This is a genomic window from Pseudomonas sp. Lb2C2, from assembly GCF_052112205.1.
GTDB classification, from domain to species: domain Bacteria; phylum Pseudomonadota; class Gammaproteobacteria; order Pseudomonadales; family Pseudomonadaceae; genus Aquipseudomonas; species Aquipseudomonas kilonensis.
Window position 1 is genome coordinate 17,266 of record NZ_JAUTYW010000010.1, and the last position, 22,501, is coordinate 39,766.

The 22,501-nt window shown below is 56.2% G+C and carries 33 protein-coding genes; 32 read left to right on the forward strand and 1 reads right to left on the reverse strand.

Going from position 1 to position 22,501, the window contains the following annotated elements:
- The first annotated feature begins 19 nt into the window (after positions 1-19).
- From fusA to bfr, 32 genes are all read left to right on the forward strand, one after another.
- Entirely contained in the window at positions 20-2,125 is a 2,106-nt protein-coding gene (fusA, locus tag Q7F16_RS26130; RefSeq protein WP_014340475.1) for an elongation factor G, read from the forward strand.
- Positions 2,126-2,155: 30 nt separating this feature from the next.
- Positions 2,156-3,349, forward strand: coding sequence for an elongation factor Tu (tuf, locus tag Q7F16_RS26135; protein WP_003186071.1), 1,194 nt, complete (start codon positions 2,156-2,158; stop codon positions 3,347-3,349).
- Between the two features lie 156 nt (positions 3,350-3,505).
- Positions 3,506-3,817, forward strand: coding sequence for a 30S ribosomal protein S10 (gene rpsJ / locus Q7F16_RS26140; protein ID WP_003186070.1), 312 nt, complete (start codon positions 3,506-3,508; stop codon positions 3,815-3,817).
- Between the two features lie 80 nt (positions 3,818-3,897).
- Complete coding sequence (gene rplC / locus Q7F16_RS26145) at positions 3,898-4,533, forward strand: 50S ribosomal protein L3 (RefSeq protein ID WP_003186059.1); 636 nt, start codon at positions 3,898-3,900, stop codon at positions 4,531-4,533.
- A 12-nt stretch (positions 4,534-4,545) separates the two neighbouring features.
- Positions 4,546-5,148 (forward strand): 50S ribosomal protein L4, encoded by a 603-nt coding sequence (rplD, locus tag Q7F16_RS26150; RefSeq protein WP_003186057.1) that lies wholly within the window; start codon positions 4,546-4,548, stop codon positions 5,146-5,148.
- The gene (gene rplW / locus Q7F16_RS26155) at positions 5,145-5,444 is read left to right on the forward strand and encodes a 50S ribosomal protein L23 (RefSeq protein WP_002555488.1); all 300 of its coding nucleotides are present in this window, start codon (positions 5,145-5,147) and stop codon (positions 5,442-5,444) included. Before rplD ends, rplW begins: the two co-directional genes overlap by 4 nt.
- 14 nt (positions 5,445-5,458) lie before the next feature.
- Positions 5,459-6,283 (forward strand): 50S ribosomal protein L2, encoded by an 825-nt coding sequence (gene rplB, locus Q7F16_RS26160; protein WP_003186055.1) that lies wholly within the window; start codon positions 5,459-5,461, stop codon positions 6,281-6,283.
- Between the two features lie 16 nt (positions 6,284-6,299).
- A complete protein-coding gene (gene rpsS / locus Q7F16_RS26165) occupies positions 6,300-6,575 on the forward strand; it encodes a 30S ribosomal protein S19 (RefSeq protein WP_002555486.1) in 276 nt (91 codons plus the stop codon).
- Between the two features lie 11 nt (positions 6,576-6,586).
- Positions 6,587-6,919: a 50S ribosomal protein L22 gene (gene rplV / locus Q7F16_RS26170; RefSeq protein WP_003103908.1), complete on the forward strand. Its 333-nt coding sequence runs from the start codon at positions 6,587-6,589 to the stop codon at positions 6,917-6,919.
- Between the two features lie 13 nt (positions 6,920-6,932).
- A complete protein-coding gene (rpsC, locus tag Q7F16_RS26175; protein ID WP_003176422.1) occupies positions 6,933-7,619 on the forward strand; it encodes a 30S ribosomal protein S3 in 687 nt (228 codons plus the stop codon).
- A gap of 12 nt (positions 7,620-7,631) precedes the next feature.
- The gene (gene rplP / locus Q7F16_RS26180; RefSeq protein WP_003186052.1) at positions 7,632-8,045 is read left to right on the forward strand and encodes a 50S ribosomal protein L16; all 414 of its coding nucleotides are present in this window, start codon (positions 7,632-7,634) and stop codon (positions 8,043-8,045) included.
- Positions 8,045-8,236, forward strand: a complete 192-nt coding sequence (gene rpmC / locus Q7F16_RS26185) for a 50S ribosomal protein L29 (protein ID WP_002555481.1) — start codon at positions 8,045-8,047, stop codon at positions 8,234-8,236. The genes rplP and rpmC overlap by 1 nt, the downstream gene beginning before the upstream one ends.
- A 2-nt stretch (positions 8,237-8,238) precedes the next feature.
- Positions 8,239-8,505, forward strand: coding sequence for a 30S ribosomal protein S17 (gene rpsQ / locus Q7F16_RS26190; protein ID WP_003176419.1), 267 nt, complete (start codon positions 8,239-8,241; stop codon positions 8,503-8,505).
- Between the two features lie 23 nt (positions 8,506-8,528).
- Positions 8,529-8,897: a 50S ribosomal protein L14 gene (rplN, locus tag Q7F16_RS26195; protein ID WP_002555479.1), complete on the forward strand. Its 369-nt coding sequence runs from the start codon at positions 8,529-8,531 to the stop codon at positions 8,895-8,897.
- Between the two features lie 11 nt (positions 8,898-8,908).
- Positions 8,909-9,223, forward strand: coding sequence for a 50S ribosomal protein L24 (rplX, locus tag Q7F16_RS26200; protein ID WP_007896770.1), 315 nt, complete (start codon positions 8,909-8,911; stop codon positions 9,221-9,223).
- A 20-nt stretch (positions 9,224-9,243) separates the two neighbouring features.
- Positions 9,244-9,783 carry a 50S ribosomal protein L5 gene (gene rplE / locus Q7F16_RS26205; RefSeq protein WP_003186044.1) on the forward strand — a complete coding sequence of 180 codons (540 nt, stop codon included), beginning with the start codon at positions 9,244-9,246 and terminating at the stop codon, positions 9,781-9,783.
- Between the two features lie 13 nt (positions 9,784-9,796).
- Entirely contained in the window at positions 9,797-10,102 is a 306-nt protein-coding gene (gene rpsN, locus Q7F16_RS26210; protein ID WP_003186042.1) for a 30S ribosomal protein S14, read from the forward strand.
- Between the two features lie 210 nt (positions 10,103-10,312).
- The gene (gene rpsH / locus Q7F16_RS26215; RefSeq protein ID WP_003186040.1) at positions 10,313-10,705 is read left to right on the forward strand and encodes a 30S ribosomal protein S8; all 393 of its coding nucleotides are present in this window, start codon (positions 10,313-10,315) and stop codon (positions 10,703-10,705) included.
- A 12-nt stretch (positions 10,706-10,717) separates the two neighbouring features.
- Complete coding sequence (rplF, locus tag Q7F16_RS26220; protein ID WP_003186039.1) at positions 10,718-11,251, forward strand: 50S ribosomal protein L6; 534 nt, start codon at positions 10,718-10,720, stop codon at positions 11,249-11,251.
- A 10-nt stretch (positions 11,252-11,261) separates the two neighbouring features.
- Positions 11,262-11,612, forward strand: coding sequence for a 50S ribosomal protein L18 (rplR, locus tag Q7F16_RS26225; RefSeq protein WP_003186037.1), 351 nt, complete (start codon positions 11,262-11,264; stop codon positions 11,610-11,612).
- Between the two features lie 3 nt (positions 11,613-11,615).
- Positions 11,616-12,116, forward strand: coding sequence for a 30S ribosomal protein S5 (gene rpsE / locus Q7F16_RS26230; protein ID WP_003186035.1), 501 nt, complete (start codon positions 11,616-11,618; stop codon positions 12,114-12,116).
- Positions 12,117-12,118: 2 nt separating this feature from the next.
- Positions 12,119-12,295: a 50S ribosomal protein L30 gene (gene rpmD / locus Q7F16_RS26235; RefSeq protein WP_003186033.1), complete on the forward strand. Its 177-nt coding sequence runs from the start codon at positions 12,119-12,121 to the stop codon at positions 12,293-12,295.
- Between the two features lie 3 nt (positions 12,296-12,298).
- On the forward strand, positions 12,299-12,736 hold the full coding sequence (rplO, locus tag Q7F16_RS26240) for a 50S ribosomal protein L15 (protein WP_003186032.1): 438 nt from the start codon (positions 12,299-12,301) through the stop codon (positions 12,734-12,736).
- The gene (gene secY / locus Q7F16_RS26245) at positions 12,737-14,065 is read left to right on the forward strand and encodes a preprotein translocase subunit SecY (protein ID WP_018612224.1); all 1,329 of its coding nucleotides are present in this window, start codon (positions 12,737-12,739) and stop codon (positions 14,063-14,065) included.
- Positions 14,066-14,095: 30 nt separating this feature from the next.
- A complete protein-coding gene (rpmJ, locus tag Q7F16_RS26250) occupies positions 14,096-14,212 on the forward strand; it encodes a 50S ribosomal protein L36 (protein WP_002555468.1) in 117 nt (38 codons plus the stop codon).
- Positions 14,213-14,341: 129 nt separating this feature from the next.
- Positions 14,342-14,698, forward strand: a complete 357-nt coding sequence (gene rpsM, locus Q7F16_RS26255) for a 30S ribosomal protein S13 (RefSeq protein WP_003186020.1) — start codon at positions 14,342-14,344, stop codon at positions 14,696-14,698.
- Between the two features lie 30 nt (positions 14,699-14,728).
- A complete protein-coding gene (gene rpsK, locus Q7F16_RS26260; protein WP_002555466.1) occupies positions 14,729-15,118 on the forward strand; it encodes a 30S ribosomal protein S11 in 390 nt (129 codons plus the stop codon).
- Between the two features lie 18 nt (positions 15,119-15,136).
- Positions 15,137-15,757, forward strand: a complete 621-nt coding sequence (gene rpsD / locus Q7F16_RS26265) for a 30S ribosomal protein S4 (protein WP_003176404.1) — start codon at positions 15,137-15,139, stop codon at positions 15,755-15,757.
- A gap of 22 nt (positions 15,758-15,779) precedes the next feature.
- On the forward strand, positions 15,780-16,781 hold the full coding sequence (locus Q7F16_RS26270; protein WP_003186012.1) for a DNA-directed RNA polymerase subunit alpha: 1,002 nt from the start codon (positions 15,780-15,782) through the stop codon (positions 16,779-16,781).
- 42 nt (positions 16,782-16,823) lie between these two features.
- Entirely contained in the window at positions 16,824-17,210 is a 387-nt protein-coding gene (rplQ, locus tag Q7F16_RS26275; RefSeq protein ID WP_003186009.1) for a 50S ribosomal protein L17, read from the forward strand.
- A 222-nt stretch (positions 17,211-17,432) separates the two neighbouring features.
- Complete coding sequence (locus Q7F16_RS26280) at positions 17,433-18,881, forward strand: catalase (RefSeq protein WP_409557069.1); 1,449 nt, start codon at positions 17,433-17,435, stop codon at positions 18,879-18,881.
- A gap of 158 nt (positions 18,882-19,039) precedes the next feature.
- The gene (bfr, locus tag Q7F16_RS26285; protein WP_014340470.1) at positions 19,040-19,504 is read left to right on the forward strand and encodes a bacterioferritin; all 465 of its coding nucleotides are present in this window, start codon (positions 19,040-19,042) and stop codon (positions 19,502-19,504) included.
- 94 nt (positions 19,505-19,598) lie between these two features.
- Here bfr and uvrA read toward each other — a convergent pair whose 3' ends face one another.
- Complete coding sequence (gene uvrA / locus Q7F16_RS26290; RefSeq protein WP_003206082.1) at positions 19,599-22,433, reverse strand: excinuclease ABC subunit UvrA; 2,835 nt, start codon at positions 22,431-22,433, stop codon at positions 19,599-19,601.
- Positions 22,434-22,501 lie beyond the last annotated feature (68 nt).

Genomic DNA, 22,501 nt, shown 5'->3' on the forward strand with positions numbered 1-22,501 from the left:
CTCAATTTGCGAGGGCTTTATGGCTCGTACTACACCGATTAACCGCTACCGTAACATCGGTATCGTTGCTCACGTGGATGCTGGTAAAACCACCACCACCGAGCGCGTCCTTTTTTACACCGGCAAAAGTCACAAGATGGGCGAGGTGCATGATGGCGCCGCGACCACCGACTGGATGGTGCAGGAGCAGGAGCGTGGTATTACCATTACTTCTGCTGCCATTACCGCTTTCTGGAAGGGTTCCGAGAAGCAGTACAAGGACGAGCACCGCTTCAACGTCATCGATACCCCGGGCCACGTTGACTTCACCATTGAAGTAGAACGTTCCCTGCGCGTACTCGACGGCGCTGTGGTTGTATTCTGCGGTACCTCGGGCGTTGAGCCTCAGTCGGAAACCGTATGGCGTCAAGCCAACAAATACGGCGTTCCGCGTCTTGTTTATGTGAACAAGATGGACCGTGCTGGTGCCAACTTCCTGCGCGTGATCGGTCAGATCAAGCAGCGTCTGGGCCACACTCCAGTGCCAATCCAGCTGGCTATCGGTTCCGAAGACAACTTCCAGGGTCAGATCGATCTGATCAACATGCAAGCTGTCTACTGGAACGATGCTGACAAGGGCATGGTCCCTGTTCGCAAGGATATTCCTGCTGAATTGCTGGAAGAAGCCGAGAAGTGGCGCGGCAACATGGTTGAGGCTGCGGCCGAAGCCAACGAAGAGCTGATGAACAAGTACCTCGAGGGTGAAGAACTCACCAACGAGGAAATCAAGGCCGCTCTGCGTCAGCGTACTATCGCTGGCGAAATCGTCCTGGCTGTTTGCGGTTCTTCCTTCAAGAACAAGGGTGTTCCCCTGGTTCTCGACGCCGTTATCGACTTCCTGCCTGCGCCGACCGACATTCCTGCCATCAAGGGTACTGACCCGGATGACGAGAGTGTCGAACTGGAGCGTCATGCAGACGACAACGAGCCGTTCTCGGCTCTGGCGTTCAAGATCGCTACCGACCCATTCGTGGGTACCTTGACCTTTGTCCGTGTTTACTCGGGCGTGTTGAACTCCGGCGACGGCGTGATCAACTCTGTAAAAGGCAAGAAAGAGCGCGTAGGCCGTATGGTGCAAATGCACGCAAACGCCCGCGAAGAGATCAAGGAAGTGCGCGCTGGTGACATCGCGGCCTTGATCGGCATGAAGGACGTCACCACTGGTGAAACTTTGTGCAATGGCGACAAGCCAATCATCCTGGTTCGCATGGACTTCCCGGAGCCGGTTATTTCGGTTGCCGTTGAGCCTAAGACCAAGGACGACCAGGAAAAAATGGGTATCGCTCTGGGCAAGCTTGCTCAGGAAGACCCGTCTTTCCGCGTCAAGACTGATGAAGAGACTGGTCAGACGATCATCTCCGGCATGGGCGAGTTGCACCTGGACATCCTGGTTGACCGGATGCGCCGTGAGTTCAACGTCGAAGCCAACATCGGTAAGCCTCAGGTTTCCTATCGTGAGCGCATCACGAAGAACTGTGAAATCGAAGGCAAGTTCGTTCGCCAATCCGGCGGTCGTGGCCAGTTCGGTCACTGCTGGATCCGTTTTGCACCGGCTGACGAAGGTCAGGAAGGTCTGCAATTCGTGAACGAAGTCGTAGGTGGTGTGGTTCCTAAGGAATACATCCCGGCGATCCAGAAGGGTATCGAAGAGCAGATGAAGAACGGCGTTGTTGCCGGCTATCCGCTGATCGGCCTGAAGGCGACTGTGTTTGATGGTTCTTACCACGACGTCGACTCCAACGAGATGGCGTTCAAGGTGGCTGCTTCCATGGCAACCAAGCAACTGGCCCAGAAGGGCGGTGGTGAGTTGCTCGAGCCGATCATGGCAGTAGAAGTCGTTACGCCTGAAGACTACATGGGTGATGTCATGGGCGACCTTAACCGTCGTCGTGGCATGATTCTGGGTATGGAAGATACGGTTTCCGGCAAGGTTATTCGTGCCGAGGTTCCGTTGGGTGAAATGTTCGGTTACGCGACCGACGTTCGTTCCATGTCTCAGGGTCGCGCAAGCTACTCTATGGAATTCAAAAAATACAATACAGCTCCGTCGCATATCGTCGAGACTGTTACCAAAAAGCAAGGCTGATTCAGCCCTTTAGGCAAGGAGTTAATTGTCGTGGCTAAAGAAAAATTTGATCGTTCCCTACCGCACGTCAACGTTGGCACCATTGGTCACGTTGACCACGGTAAAACCACTCTGACTGCTGCTCTGACTCGCGTCTGCTCCGAAGTTTTCGGTTCGGCCGTTGTTGCTTTCGACAAGATCGACAGCGCTCCGGAAGAAAAGGCTCGTGGTATCACCATCAACACCGCGCACGTTGAGTACAACTCTTCGATTCGTCACTACGCTCACGTTGACTGCCCAGGTCACGCTGACTATGTGAAGAACATGATCACCGGTGCTGCCCAGATGGACGGCGCGATCCTGGTTTGCTCGGCCGCTGATGGTCCGATGCCGCAAACCCGTGAGCACATCCTGCTGTCCCGTCAGGTAGGCGTTCCGTACATCGTTGTCTTCCTGAACAAGGCTGACATGGTTGACGACGCTGAGCTGCTGGAACTGGTTGAGATGGAAGTGCGCGATCTGCTGAGCACTTACGACTTCCCAGGTGATGACACTCCAATCATCATCGGTTCGGCTCTGATGGCTCTGAACGGCCAAGACGACAACGAAATGGGTACCACCGCTGTCAAGCGTCTGGTAGAAACTCTGGACAGCTACATCCCAGAGCCAGTTCGTGTTATCGACAAGCCGTTCCTGATGCCAATCGAAGACGTATTCTCGATCTCTGGTCGCGGTACTGTTGTGACTGGTCGTATCGAGCGCGGTATCGTCAAGGTTCAGGATCCACTGGAAATCGTAGGTCTGCGTGACACCACCGTCACCACCTGCACCGGTGTTGAAATGTTCCGTAAACTGCTCGACGAAGGTCGTGCTGGCGAGAACTGCGGCGTTCTGCTGCGTGGTACCAAGCGTGACGACGTTGAGCGTGGCCAGGTTCTGGTTAAGCCGGGTTCGGTCAAGCCGCACACCAAGTTCGAAGCTGAAGTGTACGTTCTGAGCAAAGAAGAAGGCGGTCGTCACACTCCGTTCTTCAAAGGCTACCGTCCACAGTTCTACTTCCGGACCACTGACGTGACCGGTAACTGCGAGCTGCCGGAAGGCGTTGAAATGGTAATGCCAGGCGACAACATCAAAATGGTTGTCACCCTGATCAAGACCATCGCAATGGAAGACGGTCTGCGTTTCGCTATTCGTGAAGGCGGTCGTACCGTCGGCGCTGGCGTCGTAGCCAAAATCATCGAGTAAGCTCTTTTTGAGTCAGCTTCGATGAGTTGAAAAAGCCCCCGCCCAGCGGGGGCTTTTTTATTGGGTTGACACCTATATGGGGCGTCTATAGAATTGCGCCTCCTTTTAACGGGCGTATTGCGCTCGGTGGGAATAGCAGCCGGAGTCTGAAATCCAATGCAAAATCAGCAAATCCGTATCAGGTTGAAGGCTTTCGACCATCGCCTGATCGACCAATCCACCCAGGAAATCGTGGAAACCGCGAAACGTACTGGTGCTCAAGTGCGTGGTCCAATTCCACTGCCTACCCGTAAAGAGCGGTTCACCGTTCTGGTCTCCCCGCACGTCAACAAAGACGCGCGTGACCAGTACGAGATCCGTACTCATAAGCGCGTTCTGGACATCGTCCAGCCAACGGATAAAACCGTTGATGCACTTATGAAGCTTGATCTTGCGGCCGGTGTGGAAGTGCAGATCAGCCTCGGCTAAGACTCGGTCTTAGTCGTGTAACGCTCTGAAATGGGCGGCCATAGCGGGTGAAAGCCCCGTACACTCATGAGGTTTACAACATGACTATTGGTGTAGTCGGTCGTAAATGCGGTATGACCCGTATTTTCACCGAAGAAGGTGTCTCCATTCCGGTCACGGTCATTGAGATCGAGCCGAATCGCGTCACCCAGTTCAAAACTGAAGAGACCGATGGCTATCGTGCAGTGCAAGTCACTGTCGGCGAGCGTCGTGCTTCGCGTGTAACAGCAGCTCAGGCTGGCCACTTCGCCAAGGCGAACGTTGCCGCTGGTCGTACCGTAATGGAATTCCGCCTTGAAGAAGGCGAGTACCAGGCCGGCGATCTGATCAACGCTGAAATCTTCGCCGCTGGTCAACTGGTTGATGTAACCGGTCAGTCCAAGGGTAAAGGCTTCCAGGGTACGATCAAGCGTTGGAACTTCCGCGGGCAAGATAATACCCACGGTAACTCCGTATCCCACCGCGTTCCAGGCTCTATCGGCCAGTGCCAGACTCCTGGTCGTGTATTCAAGGGCAAAAAAATGTCCGGTCATATGGGCGCTGAGCGCGTGACCGTGCAGTCCCTCGAAGTAGTGCGCGTGGACGCTGAACGCAATCTGTTGTTGGTCAAGGGCGCTGTTCCTGGCGCTACTGGCGGCAACTTGGTTGTACGTCCAGCAGCCAAGGCTCGCGGTTAAGGGGAAGCTGACATGCAATTAAATGTAAATGACGCTCAAGCGATCGAAGTTTCCGAACTGACATTTGGCGGCGAATTCAACGAGACGCTGGTTCACCAAGCAGTCGTGGCCTACATGGCCGGCGGCCGTCAAGGTAGCAAGCAGCAAAAGACCCGTTCCGACGTTTCCGGTGGCGGCAAGCGCCCATGGCGTCAGAAAGGTACTGGCCGTGCTCGTGCCGGTACTATCCGTAGCCCAATCTGGCGTGGCGGCGGTACCACTTTCGCAGCTCGTCCTCAGGATCACTCCCAGAAGCTGAACAAGAAGATGTATCGCGCAGCAATGCGTTCCATCCTTGCTGAGCTGGTGCGTACTGATCGTCTGGTCGTGGTTCAGGACTTCGCTGTTGAAGCACCGAAAACCAAAGATCTGCTGAACAAGCTGAACGGCATGGGCCTGACTGACGTCCTGATCGTGTCTGATGCTGTTGATCAGAACCTGTACCTGGCTGCTCGCAACCTGCCACACGTCGACGTTCGTGACGTGCAGGGTTCCGATCCGGTCAGTCTGATCGCATACGACAAGGTGTTGATCACCGTGTCGGCCGTGAAGAAATTCGAGGAGCTGCTGGGATGAACCAGGAACGCGTATTTAAAGTTCTGCTTGGCCCGCACGTTTCCGAGAAGGCTACGGTTCTGGCAGACAAGAAAGGCCAGTTCGTTTTCAAGGTTGCGACCGACGCAACCAAGCTGGAAATCAAGAAGGCCGTCGAAAGCCTGTTCAGCGTGAAAGTAGAGCGCGTTACTACCCTGAATGTTCTGGGTAAGAGCAAGCGCACTGCTCGCGGTCTGGGCAAGCGTAATGACTGGAAGAAGGCAGTTATCTCCCTTCAGCCAGGCCAAGATCTCGATTTCAGCAGCAGTGCTGAGTAAGGAAGGGGTGCATCATGGCAATCGTTAAATGCAAACCGACTTCCCCTGGCCGCCGTTTTGTGGTCAAGGTGGTCAACCAGGAGCTGCATAAAGGCGCTCCTCACGCACCGCTGCTCGAGAAAAAATCGAAGTCTGGTGGTCGTAACAACAATGGCCGTATTACCACTCGTCACATCGGTGGTGGTCATAAGCAGCATTATCGTCTGGTCGACTTCCGTCGCAACGACAAGGATGGCATCGCTGCCACCGTCGAGCGTATCGAATACGATCCAAACCGTACTGCTCACATCGCTCTGCTGCTGTACGCAGATGGCGAGCGTCGCTACATCATCGCCCCTAAAGGCGTGAGTGCTGGCGACCAGCTGATCGCAGGTGCCCTGGCACCGATCAAGCCGGGCAACGCTCTGCAACTGCGTAACATTCCAGTTGGTAGCACCGTACACGGCATCGAATTGAAGCCAGGTAAAGGCGCACAGATCGCTCGTTCCGCTGGTGCTTCGGCTCAGCTGATCGCTCGTGAAGGTGTCTACGTGACCCTGCGTCTGCGTTCTGGTGAGATGCGTAAAGTACTGGCTGAATGCCGTGCGACCCTGGGCGAAGTCTCGAACTCCGAGCACAGCCTGCGTTCGTTGGGTAAAGCTGGTGCCAAGCGCTGGCGTGGCGTTCGCCCAACCGTTCGTGGTGTTGCCATGAACCCGGTTGACCACCCACATGGTGGTGGTGAAGGTCGTACCTCTGGTGGTCGTCATCCGGTATCGCCATGGGGCTTCCCGACTAAGGGCGCGAAGACTCGTGGTAATAAGCGTACCGACAAAATGATCGTCCGTCGTCGCAAGTAAATAGAGGGATACGACAGTGCCACGTTCTCTGAAAAAAGGTCCTTTTATTGATCTTCACCTACTGAAGAAGATCGAAGTGGCGGCGGAAAAGAACGATCGCAAACCAGTTAAGACCTGGTCGCGTCGTTCGATGATCCTGCCACAAATGGTCGGTTTGACCATCGCAGTACACAACGGTCGTCAACACGTCCCAGTTCTCGTTAACGAAGACATGGTCGGCCACAAACTGGGCGAGTTCGCCGGTACCCGCACTTATCGCGGGCACGTGGCAGACAAGAAAGCCAAGCGTTAAGGGGTTAGGAAATGGAAGTAGCCGCTAAGTTGTCGGGCGCTCGAATCTCCGCCCAGAAAGCCCGCTTGGTCGCCGACCAGATCCGCGGGAAGAAGGTGGGCGAAGCGCTCAACCTGTTGGCTTTCAGCAGTAAGAAAGCCGCCGAGATCATGAAGAAAGTGCTGGAGTCGGCCGTAGCCAACGCCGAGCATAACGAAGGCGCAGACGTTGATGACCTGAAGGTCAGCACCGTTTTCGTCAACGAAGGGCGTTCGCTGAAGCGCATCATGCCACGTGCCAAAGGCCGTGCTGATCGCATCGTCAAGCGGTCTTGCCATATCACTGTCAAGGTTGCTGACAAGTAACGGAGTCGAAGAGATGGGTCAGAAAGTACATCCCATTGGCATTCGCCTGGGAATCGTCAAGGAGCACACCTCCGTCTGGTACGCAGACGGTCGGACTTATGCGGACTACTTGTTCGCTGATCTGAAGGTGCGTGAGTATCTCCAAGACAAACTAAAAAGCGCGTCCGTAAGCCGTATCGATATCCATCGTCCGGCGCAGACTGCACGTATCACCATCCACACCGCTCGTCCAGGTATCGTTATCGGGAAGAAAGGTGAAGATGTTGAGAAACTGCGTCAGGACCTGACCAAGCAAATGGGTGTGCCTGTGCACATCAATATCGAAGAGATCCGCAAGCCGGAGCTCGACGGTATGCTGGTTGCGCAGAGCGTAGCTCAGCAGCTGGAGCGTCGCGTAATGTTCCGTCGCGCTATGAAGCGCGCTGTACAGAACGCAATGCGCATTGGTGCCAAAGGCATCAAAATCCAAGTGAGCGGTCGTCTCGGCGGTGCTGAAATCGCACGTACTGAATGGTATCGCGAAGGTCGTGTGCCACTGCACACCCTGCGTGCCGACATCGACTATGCCAACTACGAAGCTCACACCACTTACGGTGTGATCGGTGTAAAGGTTTGGATCTTCAAAGGCGAAGTAATTGGTGGTCGCCAAGAAGAACTGAAACCACAAGCACCAGCGCCTCGTAAAAAAGCTGCTAAGTAAGGGGTACGCCAAATGTTGCAACCAAAGCGTACGAAGTTCCGCAAGCAGATGACCGGCCACAACCGTGGCCTGGCATTGCGCGGTAGCAAAGTCAGCTTCGGCGAGTTCGCGCTGAAGTCTGTTGCTCGTGGTCGTCTCACCGCTCGTCAGATCGAGTCAGCGCGTCGTGCTCTGACCCGTCACGTAAAACGTGGCGGCAAGATCTGGATCCGTGTATTCCCGGACAAGCCTGTCACCAAGAAGCCACTCGAAGTTCGGATGGGTAAAGGTAAGGGTAACGTGGAGTACTGGGTTGCCCAGATTCAGCCAGGTAAAGTCCTGTATGAAATCGAGGGTGTTTCTGAAGAGCTGGCGCGTGAGGCTTTCGCCCTGGCTGCTGCAAAGCTGCCGCTCGCCACCTCCTTTGTTAAACGGACGGTGATGTGATGAAAGCGAATGAACTTCGTGAAAAATCAGCACAGCAGCTGAACGAGCAACTGCTCGGCCTGCTGCGCGACCAGTTCAATCTGCGTATGCAGAAAGCAACTGGCCAGTTGGGGCAGTCTCATCTGCTCTCGCAAGTTAAGCGTGACATCGCTCGCGTGAAAACTGTGCTCAACCAGCAGGCAGGTAAGTAATCATGGCTGAAGCCGAAAAAACTGTCCGTACGCTGACTGGCCGTGTTGTCAGCGACAAGATGGACAAAACCATCACCGTTCTGATCGAGCGTCGCGTTAAGCACCCGATCTACGGTAAATACGTTAAGCGTTCGACTAAGCTGCACGCGCACGACGAAACCAATCAGTGCCACATCGGCGACAAAGTCACTATTCGTGAAACTCGTCCTTTGGCCAAGACCAAGTCTTGGGCGCTGGTTGATGTTCTCGAACGCGCTGTGGAAGTCTAAGGACTAGGGGTCGGAGAAATTATATGATTCAGACTCAATCCATGCTCGATGTGGCCGATAACAGCGGCGCTCGCCGCGTTATGTGCATCAAGGTGCTGGGTGGCTCCCATCGTCGTTACGCTGGTATCGGTGACATCATCAAGGTTACCGTCAAGGAAGCAATTCCTCGCGGTAAAGTGAAAAAAGGCCAAGTGATGACTGCTGTTGTAGTCCGCACTCGTCACGGCGTTCGCCGTGCAGATGGCTCCATTATCCGCTTTGATGGCAACGCTGCTGTTCTGTTGAACAACAAGCAAGAGCCGATCGGCACCCGTATCTTTGGGCCAGTGACCCGTGAACTTCGTACTGAGAAGTTCATGAAGATCGTCTCGCTCGCCCCAGAAGTGCTGTAAGGAGATCCGACATGCAAAAGATTCGTCGTGACGACGAGATCATCGTGATCGCCGGCAAAGACAAAGGTAAGCGCGGTAAGGTGCTTAAGGTTCTCGCTGATGACCGTCTGGTTGTTGGTGGTCTGAACCTGGTCAAGCGCCATACCAAGCCAAACCCGATGTCGGGCGTACAAGGCGGTATCGTCGAGAAAGAAGCGCCACTGCACGCTTCCAACGTCGCCATCTTCAACGGCGAAACCAACAAGGCTGACCGCGTTGGTTTCAAAGTAGAAGACGGTAAGAAAATTCGTGTCTTCAAGTCGACCCAAAAAGCGGTTGATGCTTGAACACTGCTAGGTAGAAGACCATGGCACGACTAAAAGAGATTTACCGGAAGGAAATCGCACCGAAACTTAAGGAAGAACTTAAGCTTTCGAACGTGATGGAAGTTCCGCGCGTTACCAAAATCACCCTGAACATGGGTCTGGGCGAAGCGATCGGCGACAAAAAAGTCATCGAGCACGCTGTTGCCGACCTGGAAAAGATCACCGGTCAGAAAGTCGTTGTGACTTACGCTCGGAAATCCATCGCTGGCTTTAAAGTCCGTGAAGGTTGGCCGATCGGCGTCAAAGTGACCCTGCGCCGTGAGCGTATGTACGAGTTCCTGGATCGTCTGCTGTCGATCTCCCTGCCTCGGGTTCGCGACTTCCGCGGCCTGAATGCCAAGTCCTTCGATGGTCGTGGCAACTACAGCATGGGCGTTAAAGAGCAGATCATTTTCCCGGAAATCGATTACGACAAGATCGATGCTCTCCGCGGTCTGGACATTACCCTGACCACCACTGCTCGGACGGATGACGAAGGTCGCGCACTGCTGCGCGCTTTCAAATTCCCGTTCCGCAACTGATTGGAGTAGGAAAATGGCCAAGAAGAGCATGAAGAACCGTGAGCTGAAGCGTCAGCTCACCGTTGCCAAGTACGCCACCAAGCGTGCAGCGCTGAAAGCTATCATCGTTGATCTGAACGCAAGTCCAGAAGCGCGTTGGGAAGCTACCGTAGCCCTGCAGAAGCAGCCACGTGATGCAAGCGCCTCGCGCATGCGTAACCGCTGCCGCCTGACTGGTCGTCCGCACGGCGTGTACCGCAAGTTCGGCCTCGGCCGTAACATGCTGCGTCAAGCTGCAATGCGTGGTGACGTTCCAGGTCTGGTTAAAGCCAGCTGGTAAGCACTGTCAAAGTCGCGGCGTTCGGGATCGCAAGATCCTGACCGCCGGTGGCCTTGAACTTGAATCAAGCCCCTTTTGGGGCTTGATTCATTTGTGGGGTGTGTCTAGAATACCCGGCTCGCCTGAGCCCGTGTTTTTATTGCGCGGATGCGCTCGGCGACACGTACTAGCCGAAAGGCTAATTTTTTGTGTATTAGGAGCGTCTAGCCCATGAGTATGCAGGACCCGTTAGCGGACATGCTAACTCGTATCCGTAATGCCCAGATGGCTGAAAAGTCCGTCGTAAGCATGCCATCTTCTACGTTGAAGGTAGCTGTTGCCAAAGTCCTGAAGGACGAAGGTTACATTGCGGGTTATCAGATCAGCAGCGAAATCAAGCCTCTGCTGTCCATCGAGCTGAAGTACTTCGAAGGCCGTCCGGTCATCGAGGAAGTGAAGCGCGTTAGCCGTCCAGGCCTGCGTCAGTACAAGTCCGTCGATGATCTGCCAAAAGTTCGTGGCGGTCTCGGTGTGTCTATCGTCTCCACCAACAAAGGTGTGATGACGGATCGTGCTGCGCGCGCTGCCGGTGTCGGCGGCGAAGTTCTTTGCACTGTGTTCTAAGGGGGGATAAGCATGTCACGCGTCGCTAAGAACCCCGTTAAGCTGCCAGCCGGTGTCGAAGTCAAATTCGCAGGCCAACAGCTTTCGGTGAAGGGTGCCAAGGGCACTCTGCAACTGAACATCCATTCGTCCGTTGAGATTGTTGAAGAAGCTGGTGAGCTGCGTTTCGCTGCTCGCAATGGCGATCAACAGACTCGCGCAATGGCTGGTACCACTCGTGCGTTGGTAAACAACATGGTCCAAGGCGTAAGCCAAGGCTTCGAGCGCAAGCTCCAGCTGGTCGGTGTTGGTTACAAAGCGCAAGCAAAAGGCACAGTGCTGAACCTGGCTCTTGGCTTCTCGCACCCAGTGGATTATGAACTGCCGGAAGGCATCACCGCTGAGACTCCTAGCCAGACCGATATCCTGATCAAGGGCATCGACAAGCAGCTGGTAGGTCAAGTGGCCGCCGAGATCCGCGACTTCCGTCCACCAGAGCCGTACAAAGGCAAAGGTGTGCGCTACGCGGACGAAGTCGTCCGTCGTAAAGAAGCCAAGAAGAAGTAGGGCATAGCAAATGACCGACAAAAAAGTTACTCGACTGCGTCGCGCTCGCAAAGCACGCCTGAAAATGCACGAACTCGAAGTCGTGCGTCTCTGCGTGTTCCGCTCGTCGCAGCACATCTACGCCCAGGTCATTTCGGCCGACGGCAACAAAGTCCTGGCAAGTGCCTCGACTTTGGATAAAGAACTGCGTGATGGCGCCACTGGCAACATCGACGCGGCCACTAAGGTTGGCCAGCTGGTCGCTACGCGTGCTAAAGCCGCTGGCGTCTCGCAGGTGGCTTTCGACCGCTCTGGCTTCAAGTACCACGGCCGCGTCAAGGCGCTGGCTGATGCTGCTCGTGAAGCTGGGCTGGAGTTCTAAGTTATGTCAAATAACGACCAAAAGCGCGACGAAGGCTACATCGAGAAGCTGGTTCAAGTTAACCGCGTAGCCAAAACCGTTAAAGGCGGCCGTATCTTCACTTTCACTGCGTTGACCGTAGTGGGTGATGGTAAGGGCCGTGTTGGCTTCGGCCGTGGCAAGTCGCGTGAAGTGCCTGCTGCGATCCAGAAGGCAATGGAGGCTGCTCGCCGCAACATGATCCAGGTTGATCTGAACGGCACCACGCTGCAGTACGCAATGAAGTCTGCCCATGGCGCTTCGAAGGTGTACATGCAGCCTGCTTCTGAAGGTACCGGTATCATCGCTGGCGGCGCTATGCGTGCTGTCCTCGAAGTTGCTGGCGTTCAGAACGTTCTGGCCAAGTGCTACGGCTCGACTAACCCGGTAAACGTGGTTCACGCCACTTTCAAGGGTTTGAAAGCAATGCAGTCTCCTGAATCCATTGCCGCCAAGCGTGGCAAAAGCGTCAAGGAGATCTTCTGATCATGGCTACCGTAAAAGTTACGCTGATCAAAAGCATGACCGGCCGCATCCCTAACCACAAACTGTGCGTTAAGGGTCTGGGTCTGCGTCGCATCGGTCACACTGTAGAAGTCCTGGATACTCCCGAGAATCGCGGGATGATCAACAAGGCTTACTACATGCTGCGTGTCGAGGGTTAATCGATGAAACTCAATGATCTGAGTCCAGCGCCGGGTTCCCGTCGTGAAAAGCATCGTCCGGGCCGTGGTATCGGTAGTGGTTTGGGCAAGACCGGTGGCCGTGGCCACAAAGGTCAGACCTCCCGCTCCGGTGGCACCATTGCTCCAGGCTTTGAAGGCGGTCAACAGCCGCTGCATCGTCGCCTGCCGAAGTTCGGTTTCGTTTCCCTGAAAGCCATGGACCGCGCAGAAGTGCGTCTGTCCGAGCTGGCCAAAGTGGATGGCGACATCGTCACCGTGCAGTCCCTGAAGGATGCCAACGTGATCAACCAGAACGTTCAGCGTGTGAAAATCATGCTGTCGGGCGAAGTTGCTCGTGCTGTCACCATCGGAAAGGGAATCGGCGCCACCAAAGGTGCGCGCGCGGCTATCGAAGCAGCTGGCGGCAAATTCGAGGAATAAATGGCTAAGCAAGGTGCTCTCTCTGCGCTCGGCAAAGGCGGTATGTCTGAACTCTGGGCTCGTCTGCGTTTTCTGTTCCTGGCGATTATCGTCTACCGAATAGGCGCACACATCCCGGTTCCAGGTATCAACCCGGACCGACTCGCGGACCTGTTTCGACAGAATGAGGGGACCATTCTTAGCTTGTTCAACATGTTTTCCGGCGGCGCGCTGGAGCGGATGAGCATCTTTGCACTGGGGATCATGCCGTACATTTCGGCATCGATCATCATGCAATTGATGAGCGCCGTCAGCCCGCAGCTGGAGCAGTTGAAGAAGGAAGGTGAAGCTGGCCGTCGCAAGATCAGCCAGTACACCCGCTACCTCACTGTCGTCCTCGCTCTCGTCCAGGCTGTTGGCATGTCCATCGGTCTGGCGGGGCAGGGCGTAGCGTTCACTGGTGACTTTGGCTTCCATTTCGTTGCGGTAACCACTTTTGTGGCGGGCGCGATGTTCATGATGTGGCTGGGTGAGCAGATTACTGAGCGTGGTGTTGGCAACGGTATCTCGATGTTGATCTTCGCAGGTATCGTCGCCGGTCTTCCGAGAGCGATCGGGCAGTCTTTCGAGTCTGCGCGTCAGGGTGATATCAACATCTTCGCCCTGGTTGCCATCGGTTTGCTGGCAGTAGCGATTATCGGTTTCGTGGTGTTCATTGAGCGTGGCCAGCGTCGTATTGCTGTTCACTACGCCAAGCGTCAGCAGGGCCGCAAGGTGTTTGCTGCGCAGACCAGCCACTTGCCGTTGAAGGTGAACATGGCCGGCGTTATCCCGGCTATTTTCGCGAGCAGCATCTTGCTGTTCCCGGCTTCGTTGGGTGCCTGGTTCGGCCAGTCTGAAGGTATGGGCTGGTTGCAGGACATCTCGCAGTCGATCGCTCCTGGTCAGCCGTTGAATATTCTGCTGTTTAGTGCAGGGATTATTTTCTTCTGCTTCTTCTATACGGCGTTGATGTTCAATCCGAAAGACGTAGCGGAAAACCTGAAGAAGTCCGGTGCCTTTATTCCGGGTATCCGTCCAGGTGAGCAGTCGGCGCGCTACATTGATGGCGTTCTGACTCGTTTGACCTTGTTCGGTGCTCTTTACATGACGGCCGTGTGCCTGCTTCCCCAGTTCCTGGTGGTTGCGGCAAACGTACCGTTCTACCTTGGCGGGACCTCGTTGCTGATCGTGGTCGTGGTTGTGATGGACTTCATGTCCCAAGTACAATCGCACCTCGTTTCGCACCAGTACGAATCCCTGATGAAGAAAGCCAACCTGAAGGGCTACGGCAGCGGCATGTTGCGCTGAGTAGCGTCCATAAGGTTCGAGGAGTTGGTGATGAAAGTTCGTGCATCGGTGAAAAAGCTGTGCCGTAACTGCAAGATTATTCGCCGCGAAGGTGTTGTTCGGGTAATTTGCAGCGCGGAACCGCGTCACAAACAGCGCCAAGGCTGAGTGTGATTGTGCTTAAGCCCGGCAGCTAGTGCGCTGCCGGGTTGATTATTTGTTATTACAGCGATATTATCTCGCGCCCTATTTCTTGGCTTCCGGGGCGTAGGTAGCTGTCAATTGGAGTCCCACTGAATGGCCCGTATTGCAGGCGTCAACATTCCAGATAACAAGCATACTGTTATCTCGCTGACCTACATCTATGGTGTTGGTCGCACTACTGCACAGAAAATTTGTGCAGTGACTGGGGTCAACCCAGCGGCAAAGATCAAAGATCTGAGCGACGAGCAGATTGAACAGCTGCGTGGCGAAGTGGCGAAGTTCACCACTGAAGGTGACCTGCGTCGCGAAATCAACATGAAAATCAAGCGCTTGATGGACCTCGGTTGCTATCGCGGTCTGCGTCATCGTCGTGGTCTGCCAGTACGCGGTCAGCGTACCAAGACCAACGCGCGTACCCGTAAAGGTCCGCGTAAGCCGATCCGCAAGTAATCGCCCCAGCGAATCGACAGGAATTTAATCATGGCAAAACCTGCTGCTCGTCCTCGTAAAAAAGTTAAAAAGACAGTGGTTGATGGCATCGCCCACATCCATGCTTCTTTTAACAACACCATCGTGACCATTACCGACCGTCAAGGTAACGCTCTTTCCTGGGCTACCTCCGGTGGTTCGGGTTTCCGCGGTTCCCGCAAGTCCACCCCGTTCGCTGCTCAAGTAGCTGCTGAACGTGCTGGTCAAGCTGCGCTGGAATACGGCCTGAAAAACCTCGACGTCAACGTCAAAGGTCCAGGTCCAGGTCGTGAATCCGCAGTCCGCGCTTTGAACGGCTGTGGCTACAAGATCGCCAGCATCACCGACGTGACGCCAATCCCGCACAACGGGTGCCGTCCGCCGAAGAAGCGCCGCGTGTAATCCAGGAGATTGTAAAGAATGGCTCGTTACATTGGTCCAAAATGCAAACTCGCTCGTCGCGAAGGCACCGATCTTTTTCTGAAGAGCGGCGTGCGCGCGATCGAATCGAAGTGCAACATTGAAGCAGCACCTGGTATCCACGGCCAACGCCGCGGTCGCCAGTCCGACTACGGCACCCAACTGCGTGAAAAGCAGAAGGTCCGTCGTATCTACGGCGTTCTCGAGCGTCAATTCAGCGGCTACTACAAAGAAGCAGCTGGCAAGAAAGGCGCAACCGGCGAAAACCTGTTGCAACTGCTCGAATGCCGTCTGGACAACGTTGTATACCGTATGGGTTTCGGTTCTACTCGTGCCGAATCCCGTCAGCTGGTATCGCACAAGTCGATCAGCGTTAACGGTCAGACCGTAAACGTTCCGTCCTACCAGGTTCGTGCTGGTGACGTGGTTGCTGTTCGCGAGAAAGCAAAGAACCAACTTCGCATTGTCCAAGCTCTCGATCTGTGTGCCCAACGTGGCCGCGTAGAATGGGTAGAAGTAGACACTGAGAAGAAGTCGGGCGTTTTCAAGAACGTTCCTGCTCGCAGTGATCTGTCCGCCGACATCAACGAAAGCCTGATTGTCGAGCTCTACTCCAAGTAAGGGCTAGAAAATAGGTGCATCCATGCAGATTTCGGTAAATGAGTTCCTGACACCCCGCCATATTGATGTGCAGGTTGTCAGTCCAACCCGCGCCAAGATCACACTCGAGCCTCTCGAGCGTGGTTTCGGCCACACCCTGGGCAACGCGCTGCGCCGCATCCTGTTGTCCTCAATGCCCGGCTGTGCAGTAGTCGAGGCCGAGATTGACGGTGTGCTCCACGAGTACAGCGCCATCGAAGGTGTACAGGAAGATGTAATTGAAATCCTGTTGAACCTTAAAGGTCTGGCTATCAAGCTGCACGGTCGTGACGAAGTTACGCTGACCTTGTCGAAGAAGGGTTCGGGGGTGGTTACCGCTGCCGATATTCAGCTGGATCATGATGTCGAGATCGTTAACCCCGATCACGTAATCGCTAACCTGGCGTCTAACGGCGCCCTGAACATGAAGCTCACTGTAGCTCGTGGTCGTGGTTATGAACCGGCAGACTCGCGTCAGAGCGATGAAGACGAAAGCCGCAGCATCGGTCGCTTGCAGCTTGACTCTTCGTTCAGCCCGGTTCGCCGTATCGCATACGTGGTGGAAAACGCCCGTGTCGAACAGCGTACCAACCTGGACAAGCTGGTTATTGATCTGGAAACCAACGGTACCCTGGATCCTGAAGAGGCTATCCGCCGTGCTGCAACCATCCTGCAACAGCAGTTGGCTGCGTTCGTCGACCTCAAGGGTGACAGTGAGCCAGTGGTTGTCGAGCAGGAAGACGAGATCGATCCGATCCTGCTTCGCCCGGTTGACGATCTGGAACTGACTGTACGTTCGGCTAACTGCCTTAAGGCGGAAAACATCTACTACATCGGCGACCTGATTCAGCGTACCGAAGTAGAGCTGTTGAAGACTCCGAACCTTGGCAAGAAATCCTTGACTGAAATCAAGGACGTTCTGGCCTCCCGCGGTCTGTCCCTCGGCATGCGCCTCGACAACTGGCCGCCTGCAAGTCTTAAGAAGGACGACAAGGCGACTGCCTGATCGTCGTAATCACCGAACGTTGTGTTTGGTAAGGAATGAACCATGCGTCATCGTAAAAGTGGTCGTCACCTGAGCCGCACCAGCTCGCACCGCAAGGCCATGTTCCAAAACATGGCGGTGTCGCTGTTCGAGCACGAGCTGATCAAAACTACACTGCCGAAAGCCAAAGAACTGCGTCGCGTTGCTGAGCCGCTGATCACTCTGGCCAAGACAGATAGCCTGGCTAACCGCCGTCTGGCTTTCGACCGTACTCGTTCGAAAGCTATCGTTGGTAAGCTCTTCAACGACCTGGGCAAGCGTTACGCTACCCGTGAGGGTGGCTACCTGCGCATCCTCAAGTGCGGTTTCCGCGCTGGCGACAACGCGCCTATGGCGTACGTCGAGTTGGTTGATCGTGCTACCAGCGGTGAAGCTGTATCCGCTGAGTAAGTCGGCAACATACAAAAAACCGGGCCTTGTGCCCGGTTTTTTGTGCCTGATAGAAAAGCAGACAAACCGTTTCGCCCGGCTTGGCTATCGCAAGTCTTCAACGTTAGATAATGACTATCGATGTCCATGATTTAATGAATTTGGATACTGTCATTAATATGATCAATACTCCTTTCCAGCCGATTAGCCGGCAGTTCGAAGACCGACCTAGGAAGATTGAGCATGAGCCAGACCAAAACGCTTACGACCGCCAGCGGCGCTCCTGTCGCCGATAACCAGAACTCTCGTTCCGCCGGCCCGCGCGGCCCGCTGCTGCTCGACGATTTCCACCTGATCGAGAAGCTTGCTCACTTCAATCGCGAGAACATTCCTGAGCGCCGTGTGCACGCCAAAGGCTCGGGCGCCTACGGTACATTTACCGTCACCCAGGACATTACCCTGTACACCAGCGCCAAGTTGTTCGAGTCGGTCGGCAAGCAGACGCCCACCTTCCTGCGGTTCTCCACCGTGGGTGGCGAGCGTGGTTCGGCCGACACTGAACGCGACCCACGCGGTTTCGCCCTGAAGTTCTACACCGAGGAAGGTAACTGGGACATCGTCGGCAACAACACGCCGGTATTCTTCATTCGTGATCCGTTGAAGTTTCCAGACTTCATCCACACCCAGAAACGTCTGCCGCAAAGCAACCTGAAAAGCGCCCAGGCGATGTGGGATTTCTGGTCGCATTCGCCAGAGGCGTTGCACCAGGTCACCATTCTGTTCTCTGATCGCGGCATTCCGGATGGCTACCGCCACATGCACGGCTTCGGTAGTCATACCTACAGCCTGATCAACGCGCAGGGTGAGCGCCACTGGGTGAAGTGGCACTACAAGACCCAGCAAGGGATCAAGAACCTCGCGCCGGCAGAGGCAGCACGCCTGGCGGGTACCGACCCGGATTACGCCCAGCGTGACTTGTTCAGCGCCATCGAGCGCGGTGACTTCCCGAAATGGAGTGTTTGCATCCAGGTCATGACCGAGGCCCAGGCCGCAGCGCATTACGAGAATCCCTTCGATGTCACCAAGACCTGGTCGCAGAAAGAGTTTCCGTTGATCGAAGTCGGTGTGCTCGAGCTCAACCGTAACCCGCTGAACTACTTTGCTGAAGTCGAGCAAGCGGCGTTCGGCCCGAGCAACATGGTGCCAGGTGTTGGGCTCTCGCCGGACCGCATGCTGCAGGGCCGTGTCTTCGCCTACGCTGATGCGCACCGCTACCGTGTGGGCACCAATCACCAGCAATTGCCGGTGAATGCGCCGCGCAGTCCGGTCAATACCTACCAGCGCGACGGTGCCATGGCGTTTGGCAGCAATGGCGGGGCGGCACCGAACTACGAGCCTAACAGCTACGTGGAGGCGCCAAAGCAGGCCCCGCGTTATGCAGAACCAGCACTGGCCCTCAGTGGTGCGGCGGACCGTTACGATCATCGCGAAGACACCGACTACTACAGCCACGCCGGTGCGCTGTTCCGCTTGATGAGCGATGAGCAGAAGGCGCTGTTGATCAGCAACATCGCCGGTGCAATGGGAGGCGTGTCGGCAGATGTGGTTGACCGTCAGTTGCAACATTTCTTCAAGGCCGATGTTGCCTATGGAGAGGGCATCGCAAAAGCCTTGGGTGTAGCGCTTAACTAAGTCTAAACGAGAAGCAGAACCGCCCTCATTAGGGCGGTTTTTGCGTTATTTAACCTGGTTTTCTCGGATTTTCTTCGCTTTTGTTGCGTTGAGGCAGTGACCTTGCGGTCAGCTTGGTTCAAACTACAACCTTTAAAAGCTTGTGGAGATGTAGGGCGATGCAAGGTCACCCAGACGTAATCGATTACCTCAACACGTTGCTGACAGGCGAACTGGCAGCCCGTGATCAATATTTCATCCATTCGCGGATGTACGAGGATTGGGGTTTTACCGAGCTCTACGAACGTATCAACCACGAGATGGAAGAAGAGACCCAGCACGCCGATGCACTGATGCGCCGGATCCTGATGCTCGAAGGCACGCCACGCATGCGCGCCGATGATCTCGACGTCGGTACCACGGTGCCCGACATGCTCGCCGCCGACCTGCGCCTGGAATACAAAGTCCGCGCTGCGCTGTGCAAAGGCATCGAGCTCTGCGAGCAGCACAACGACTACGTGACCCGCGAGATCCTGCGGATCCAGCTCAACGACACCGAAGAAGACCACACCTACTGGCTGGAGAAGCAGTTGGGTCTGATCAAGCTGATCGGGTTGGAAAACTACCTGCAATCGCAGTTCTGATGTATTTATTATGGGAGCAAGCTCGCTCCCATAGGAAAACAAAAAGCCCCTGCCATCGATGAGATGACAGGGGCTTTTTCGTGCTCGGTTGAAATCAGTCCCGATCACGTTCCAGCAGCGGCTTGAGGTAGTAGCCGGTGTAGGACTGCTTCATCTCGGCCACTTGTTCCGGCGTACCCACGGCGATGATCTGGCCGCCTTTGGAGCCGCCTTCCGGCCCCAGGTCCACCAGCCAGTCAGCGGTCTTGATCACGTCCAGGTTGTGTTCGATCACCACTACGGTGTTGCCGTGGTCGCGAAGGCGGTGCAGCACGTCGAGCAATTGCTGGATATCGGCGAAGTGCAGGCCTGTGGTCGGCTCGTCGAGGATATACAGGGTCTTGCCGGTGTCGCGCTTGGACAGTTCGCGGGACAACTTGACCCGCTGGGCTTCACCGCCAGACAGCGTGGTTGCAGACTGCCCCAGCTTGATATACGACAGGCCGACATCCATCAGCGTCTGGAGCTTGCGCGCCAGGGCCGGCACCGCGTCGAAGAACACCCGGGCCTCCTCGATGGTCATCTCGAGGGTTTCGTGGATGTTCTTGCCCTTGTACTTGATCTCCAGGGTTTCGCGGTTGTAGCGCTTGCTCTTGCACACATCGCACGGCACGTAGATGTCTGGCAGGAAGTGCATTTCCACCTTGATCAAGCCATCGCCCTGGCAGGCCTCGCAGCGCCCGCCCTTGACGTTGAACGAGAAACGCCCCGGGCCGTAGCCCCGTGAACGGGACTCCGGCACGCCGGCGAACAGTTCGCGGATCGGCGTAAACAGCCCGGTATAGGTCGCCGGGTTGGAGCGCGGGGTACGGCCGATGGGGCTTTGGTCGATGTCGACGACTTTATCCAGGTGCTCCAGGCCCTTGATGCTGTCGTGGGCGGCCGCTTCCAGGGTGGTGGCGCCGTTCAGGGCGGTGGCACTGAGGGGGAACAGGGTGTTGTTGATCAGCGTCGATTTTCCGGAGCCGGACACGCCGGTAACGCAGGTCAGCAGGCCGATCGGGATTTCCAGGTCGACGTTGCGCAAGTTGTTGCCGCGAGCACCCTTGAGGGTCAGCGACAATTTCTTGTTGCGCGGCGTACGTTTGGCCGGGACTTTGATCTTGACCCGGCCCGACAGGTATTTGCCCGTCAGTGAATCAGGGTGCGCCATGACTTCGGCGGCGGTGCCCTGGGCGACGATGTGCCCGCCATGCACGCCCGCGCCCGGGCCGATGTCGACGACGTAGTCGGCCAGGCGGATGGCATCCTCGTCGTGCTCGACCACGATCACCGTGTTGCCGATGTCCCGCAGGTGCTTCAGGGTCCCGAGCAAGCGGTCGTTATCCCGTTGATGCAGTCCGATGGACGGCTCGTCGAGGATGTACATCACCCCCACCAGGCCGGCGCCGATCTGGCTGGCGAGGCGAATACGCTGGGCTTCGCCGCCGGACAGGGTGTCGGCGCTGCGATCGAGGGTCAGGTAATCCAGGCCGACGTTTACCAGGAACTGCAGGCGCTCGCGGATTTCCTTGAGGATCTTGTCGGCGATTTCGCCACGACGACCGGTGAGCTTCAAGCCGCCGAAATAATCGGTGGCGTCGCCAATCGGCAGGTTGGTCACCGCTGGTAGCGTCTTCTCGCCGACCCACACGTGCCGCGCTTCGCGACGCAGGCGGGTGCCACGGCAATCGGGGCAGGGCTGGGTGCTGAGGAACTTGGCCAGTTCTTCGCGCACGCTGGCCGACTCTGTCTCGCGGTAGCGTCGCTCCAGGTTTGGCACGATGCCTTCGAACGGGTGGGAGCGCTTGACGATATCGCCGCGGTCGTTGAGGTATTTGAAGTCGACATTCTGCGAGCCGCTGCCCTGCAGGATGAATTTCTGCTGGTCGGCGGGCAACTCGTTGAACGGCATGTCCAGGCTGAACTTGTAATGGGCCGCCAGCGAACCGAGCATCTGGAAGTAATAGACGTTGCGCCTGTCCCAGCCGCGAATCGCGCCTTCGGCCAGGGTCAGCTCGCCATTGACCAGCCGCTTGGTGTCGAAGAACTGCTTGACCCCCAGGCCGTCGCAGGTCGGGCAGGCGCCAGCCGGGTTGTTGAAGGAGAACAGCTTGGGTTCCAGCTCGCTGATGGCGTGGCCGCAGATCGGGCAGGCGAAGCGCGCGGAGAAAATGATCTCTTCGCCGGGCTCGTCGTCCATCGGCGCGACCAGGGCGATGCCGTCGGCCAGCTTCAGCGCCGTCTCGAAAGACTCGGCCAGCCGCTGTTGCAAGTCGGCCCGGACCTTGAAGCGGTCGACCACCACATCGATCGAATGCTTCTTCTGTTTATCCAGCTTCGGCAATTCGTCCAGTTCGCACAGCTTGCCGTTGACCCGGGCCCGCACGAAGCCCTGGGCGCGCAGCTCTTCGAAAACCATCAGGTGTTCGCCCTTGCGCTCGCGAATCACTGGCGCCAGCAGCATCAGCTTGCTGCCTTCCGGCTGGGCCAGCACCAGGTCGACCATCTGGCTGACGGTCTGGGCTTCCAGGGGAATGTCGTGATCGGGGCAACGGGGAATACCGACCCGCGCATACAGCAGACGCAGGTAGTCGTAGATCTCGGTGATGGTGCCGACCGTCGACCGTGGGTTATGGGAGGTCGACTTCTGTTCGATGGAAATCGCCGGCGACAGGCCTTCGATGGTGTCGACGTCGGGTTTTTCCATCATCGACAGGAACTGCCGGGCGTAGGCCGACAGCGATTCGACATAGCGTCGCTGGCCTTCGGCGTACAACGTGTCGAAGGCCAGGGATGATTTGCCGGATCCGGACAGGCCGGTGATGACGATCAGCTTGTCCCGTGGCAGGGTCAGGTCGATGTTCTTCAGGTTGTGGGTACGGGCCCCACGAATCAGGATCTTGTCCAAAGTGGCCTCGCTCGGCGGGCGTCGAAAACGTAGGAGTATACGGGCAAATACTGGATGGATGCACACTA

Coding starts and splice junctions, on each gene's coding strand:
- rplP (WP_003186052.1), top strand. CDS start 7,632: ATGTTGCAACCAAAGCGTACGAAGTTCCGCAAGCAGATGACCGGCCAC.
- rpsH (WP_003186040.1), top strand. CDS start 10,313: ATGAGTATGCAGGACCCGTTAGCGGACATGCTAACTCGTATCCGTAAT.
- Q7F16_RS26280 (WP_409557069.1), top strand. CDS start 17,433: ATGAGCCAGACCAAAACGCTTACGACCGCCAGCGGCGCTCCTGTCGCC.
- rplX (WP_007896770.1), top strand. CDS start 8,909: ATGCAAAAGATTCGTCGTGACGACGAGATCATCGTGATCGCCGGCAAA.
- rplV (WP_003103908.1), top strand. CDS start 6,587: ATGGAAGTAGCCGCTAAGTTGTCGGGCGCTCGAATCTCCGCCCAGAAA.
- rplR (WP_003186037.1), top strand. CDS start 11,262: ATGACCGACAAAAAAGTTACTCGACTGCGTCGCGCTCGCAAAGCACGC.
- bfr (WP_014340470.1), top strand. CDS start 19,040: ATGCAAGGTCACCCAGACGTAATCGATTACCTCAACACGTTGCTGACA.
- rplC (WP_003186059.1), top strand. CDS start 3,898: ATGACTATTGGTGTAGTCGGTCGTAAATGCGGTATGACCCGTATTTTC.
- rpsN (WP_003186042.1), top strand. CDS start 9,797: ATGGCCAAGAAGAGCATGAAGAACCGTGAGCTGAAGCGTCAGCTCACC.
- rpsJ (WP_003186070.1), top strand. CDS start 3,506: ATGCAAAATCAGCAAATCCGTATCAGGTTGAAGGCTTTCGACCATCGC.
- rplQ (WP_003186009.1), top strand. CDS start 16,824: ATGCGTCATCGTAAAAGTGGTCGTCACCTGAGCCGCACCAGCTCGCAC.
- rplW (WP_002555488.1), top strand. CDS start 5,145: ATGAACCAGGAACGCGTATTTAAAGTTCTGCTTGGCCCGCACGTTTCC.
- rpsC (WP_003176422.1), top strand. CDS start 6,933: ATGGGTCAGAAAGTACATCCCATTGGCATTCGCCTGGGAATCGTCAAG.
- rpsE (WP_003186035.1), top strand. CDS start 11,616: ATGTCAAATAACGACCAAAAGCGCGACGAAGGCTACATCGAGAAGCTG.
- secY (WP_018612224.1), top strand. CDS start 12,737: ATGGCTAAGCAAGGTGCTCTCTCTGCGCTCGGCAAAGGCGGTATGTCT.
- fusA (WP_014340475.1), top strand. CDS start 20: ATGGCTCGTACTACACCGATTAACCGCTACCGTAACATCGGTATCGTT.
- rpmC (WP_002555481.1), top strand. CDS start 8,045: ATGAAAGCGAATGAACTTCGTGAAAAATCAGCACAGCAGCTGAACGAG.
- rplF (WP_003186039.1), top strand. CDS start 10,718: ATGTCACGCGTCGCTAAGAACCCCGTTAAGCTGCCAGCCGGTGTCGAA.
- rpmJ (WP_002555468.1), top strand. CDS start 14,096: ATGAAAGTTCGTGCATCGGTGAAAAAGCTGTGCCGTAACTGCAAGATT.
- rpsD (WP_003176404.1), top strand. CDS start 15,137: ATGGCTCGTTACATTGGTCCAAAATGCAAACTCGCTCGTCGCGAAGGC.
- rpsK (WP_002555466.1), top strand. CDS start 14,729: ATGGCAAAACCTGCTGCTCGTCCTCGTAAAAAAGTTAAAAAGACAGTG.
- rplN (WP_002555479.1), top strand. CDS start 8,529: ATGATTCAGACTCAATCCATGCTCGATGTGGCCGATAACAGCGGCGCT.
- rpmD (WP_003186033.1), top strand. CDS start 12,119: ATGGCTACCGTAAAAGTTACGCTGATCAAAAGCATGACCGGCCGCATC.
- rpsQ (WP_003176419.1), top strand. CDS start 8,239: ATGGCTGAAGCCGAAAAAACTGTCCGTACGCTGACTGGCCGTGTTGTC.
- rplD (WP_003186057.1), top strand. CDS start 4,546: ATGCAATTAAATGTAAATGACGCTCAAGCGATCGAAGTTTCCGAACTG.
- rpsM (WP_003186020.1), top strand. CDS start 14,342: ATGGCCCGTATTGCAGGCGTCAACATTCCAGATAACAAGCATACTGTT.
- rplE (WP_003186044.1), top strand. CDS start 9,244: ATGGCACGACTAAAAGAGATTTACCGGAAGGAAATCGCACCGAAACTT.
- rplO (WP_003186032.1), top strand. CDS start 12,299: ATGAAACTCAATGATCTGAGTCCAGCGCCGGGTTCCCGTCGTGAAAAG.
- rplB (WP_003186055.1), top strand. CDS start 5,459: ATGGCAATCGTTAAATGCAAACCGACTTCCCCTGGCCGCCGTTTTGTG.
- Q7F16_RS26270 (WP_003186012.1), top strand. CDS start 15,780: ATGCAGATTTCGGTAAATGAGTTCCTGACACCCCGCCATATTGATGTG.